At 41.5% G+C, this 3398-nt stretch carries 3 protein-coding genes; all 3 read right to left on the bottom strand.

Translation table 11 applies throughout. The features are described from left to right. Window positions 1-192 precede the first annotated feature (192 nt). Window positions 193-798, bottom strand: coding sequence for a hypothetical protein (locus tag EH228_RS05305; protein WP_152320642.1), 606 nt, complete (start codon window positions 796-798; stop codon window positions 193-195). Window positions 799-808: 10 nt separating this feature from the next. After that, on the bottom strand, window positions 809-3019 hold the full coding sequence (locus EH228_RS05300; protein WP_152320641.1) for a M23 family metallopeptidase: 2211 nt from the start codon (window positions 3017-3019) through the stop codon (window positions 809-811). 14 nt (window positions 3020-3033) lie between these two features. Next, on the bottom strand, window positions 3034-3398 hold a 365-nt coding region (locus EH228_RS05295; protein ID WP_152320640.1), incomplete at its 5' end, for a DUF2345 domain-containing protein.

The following is a 3398-nucleotide window of genomic DNA, read 5'->3' as shown; positions in this document are numbered from 1 at the left end:
TGATGGAACCGGATTGAGTTCCCTTCAGTGATCTACTATTAAGCGCAGTTATTTACTCTGATGTAATATTTTTAATGCCATCAAGTGTATTTTATTTTTCTTGCTTGAGACCACATTGTCAGAAAAAATACTTATCAATATTGCATCAGGTTGATTTGATATCCATATAATTTATTTTATAATCAAAGATGTCTATTTTGAACATCCATCATCATTATGAGATATAATAAATTTATTTCTCAACTCTTTGATGGATATCTTATTAGATGCTAAATCCAAACTATATTTTCCTTCATAGCATAGTCTTTCACCATCAAAAGAATAGACCTCAGGAACAATTTCAGGTGCATCGCTCATACCTTGATAAACAGCATTCACTATTATCCAACTGCCAGATTTATTTTTTACAATTAAATTACTGTTATCAAACCCAACGCATGGAATATATTTTTTAGCGTCATCTAATGAAAATACTCTGGGTGCAATAAGGACCTTGCTTTTATGTGAAATAGCAACATCGCATCGTGTGTAGCTATCTCCAGTAGACTTCTTAGTTTTTTCATCAAAATAAATGAATGGATAGATATCTATATCTCCAGAAGTTAATGGTGAGTAAATGAAAAATGAATCAAATCCTTCATCAGGCAACTCAACTCCATATACACTTCTCAATTTGTGCGGTTTCCCTGAAGAATATATATATGATCTTACTGAATCATTTACTATTTGTTCTGAACTTTGTGAGTTGCAGGAAAAAAAAACCAAGAACAACACAGCTGTACTTTTTATTAACTTCATTCTCTTACACCTATTTAGCTACTTGTCGAGTATAATCTACTGAAACATTCACGGTCTGATTACCATAGGTCACCTCGATATTTTCTTTTAATTTTGATTTAACAACATCATTTAAATAATAATCGATATACCGGGTATATGCTTGACGTTCAAAATATCCATACCCACCACCATTAACCAATTTAGAGCAACTACCTATAGTAGGAGTTGTCACACCATTATCTGCTTCAGTATTTATATTAATCTTTCCATTGTGATGTTTCGATACCCAATAAAACCCTGCGCTGTCACATGCACAATATGAATCGCTTGCTATTAATTCAGGATCGAATCTTGGGAACCATCTTTTCTTTAAAGTTTCATTAATAGTTATTATTTTTTTCTTTGTTAATTTATCGATAGTTACTACTCTTGGATCCGACCAATAATGTTCGGTTGTAGTAGTTATTCGAGAATCAACATATGAATAGTCTGCTGAAACATCAGGGAGTTTAGCAACAGTCCTATATTTTTGATAACTTTCGTAATTTCTAGGCCATGTTAACTGCATTAGTCCTCGACCATAAAATGGTTGATAATACTCCATTGCAGGAGCAGCCCATTTCCCTTTAAACTTTTTTGCTTTTCCATACTCTCTAACAGTATCAAGAAGATTTGTTTCTATATAAACTTGCCCCAAGAAACAAGATAATCTATCCTTCGATGTTATATTGTATTTACGACAAGACTTATTGAAATCACAATATAACCTAGTCCAGTTATCGAAATTATCATCCCAATTAGAACGAGCATCTTTAACTCCTTTTGGATATCCAGTCTTATAATTTTTAGGAATTAGAGAAGCTAATTCCTTCTGACTTAGCCAACCACATTTTCTGAAGTGCCTTATAAATTCAGCAGGATGAAAATGCCACAATCTGCCAGAATTCAAAGCCCCGGAATCAAAACACAGCGCTCCCGCATGGGCTTTCAGCTTTTCATAGTCGTCTTCCTGCATAGCCCCATGCTCTTCATTGCCCACTTTCAGCCACGAAAAACGGGTATCAAACGTCGATTTATCCCATTCAAAAGGAAAGTGACAAATTAATTTCCCCTGCACAGCATCATACACCCCGTCTTCCCGCAGCTTTTTAATGATTGCGGAGTTGCACTGACTGTTTGTATCAGCGTCATCGTCAATCAGTTGCCAGCCTGTCCAGTGCGGAAAATCCGCGTCACTGAACTTTTTAATACTGGGATCAGCAAGATTGACCACCCCTTTTCCACCCGGGTAATTGACCGTCATCCACAGTGGCGCATCTGCTGGCACCAGGGTTTCATGGTCCGTATTGATAACCCGGCCAAAGCGGAGCAACTCAAATCCGGCACTGGGGCTCTCCTTATAGTTCCGCATCGCGGTTTTATAGAGATTGTACTCGTAGTCCTTTCCATCCGCGTTAACCAGCGGCTCACCCAGCAGGTCGTACTTTCCGTCAATCTGCGAATTTTCCTGCCGGGTCACCATGGTGCAGTTACCCTTCTCCAGCGTCATGCTGGCATACAGAGGTACCGTGCTGGTATAACGTTCAGCCAGCCCGCCTGTGGATGTGCCGTTATGCACTGGGGCTTTGTCGTAAAACTTTGTGCCCACCGGAAGATAAAAATGAATATCCCCATAAACCGCATCTGTGCGCCCGTCTCTGGATATATCGAGCTTCTGGTCAGTTCTTCCCGTCAGCTTGCGGATATTGTCGTCATCACAGAAAATCTGGAAATGAAAGGCATTCACCGCATCCACCATCCCTGGAGTACCCAGCGGATCTTTACGGTAGACTTTTTCACCGGCTTTGACAGTCTCTGCCAGCGACTTCAGATGCATGTAGAGAGAATAAAAAACAACCTTCGCATCATTTCCGCTGCCAATTTCGGTTTCATGCTTTATCAGCACATATCCATCATCACTCCCCTTCGCATTGGGCTTATCGGCGTTGATGTTAAATGGTGCCAGATCGCGTTTGTCTGAGCTTTTACGCAGTGAAACGATAGTACCATCCGCTATCGCCCGCACGCTCTCAGCAGGTCTTCCTTCGTCAGTCTGACGAATGTGGATCCCGCCATGCCACGATCCATGACCGTTAACCGGGTACCCACGGCGGTCAACTACGGTCATGACTCTTTCAATCCAGGCCGCATCAGTTTCATGGGCTTCTTTCGCTTTCAGAAGCGGTGGGCTGATAATCATGTGTTGACTCCTTGTCAGGAAAAGCTGAATTTACTGGAAGGTTCTGTGGTTTCAGGAGCCACGTTTGGGAAGTCTTCTGGCTTGTTGGCCTTTTCTTTCCGCCCGTAGTGTCCGGCTTTAGTCCGGTACTCCCCCAGAGTGGCAGATTCAATGCCATTGGCATCAAGGGTGATATAGCTTCCCCCCCCGTTGATCGTGACCTGCTTCTTGGCAATAATTTCGATACGATCTTCGGTACTGACTACGCTGATTTCTCCACGAGCGATGAGCTCCATCAAATCATTCTGTGCCTGGATCCTCACCGGACCCTGGTTGGCGATGAGCTTGATCCCCAGCTTTCTCACAAACACGCTCAGCGTATTGCCAACCCCAATGAAAA

The organism is Erwinia endophytica, assembly GCF_009295515.1.
In the GTDB taxonomy this organism is placed as follows: domain Bacteria; phylum Pseudomonadota; class Gammaproteobacteria; order Enterobacterales; family Enterobacteriaceae; genus Erwinia; species Erwinia endophytica.
Note: the sequence above shows the minus strand (reverse complement) of the source record. Positions and strands in the feature narration are given on the sequence as shown.

What these genes read in the sequence shown, in the direction of transcription:
- EH228_RS05305 (WP_152320642.1), bottom strand. Translation starts at nt 798, where the DNA reads ATGAAGTTAATAAAAAGTACAGCTGTGTTGTTCTTGGTTTTTTTTTCC.
- EH228_RS05300 (WP_152320641.1), bottom strand. Translation starts at nt 3,019, where the DNA reads ATGATTATCAGCCCACCGCTTCTGAAAGCGAAAGAAGCCCATGAAACT.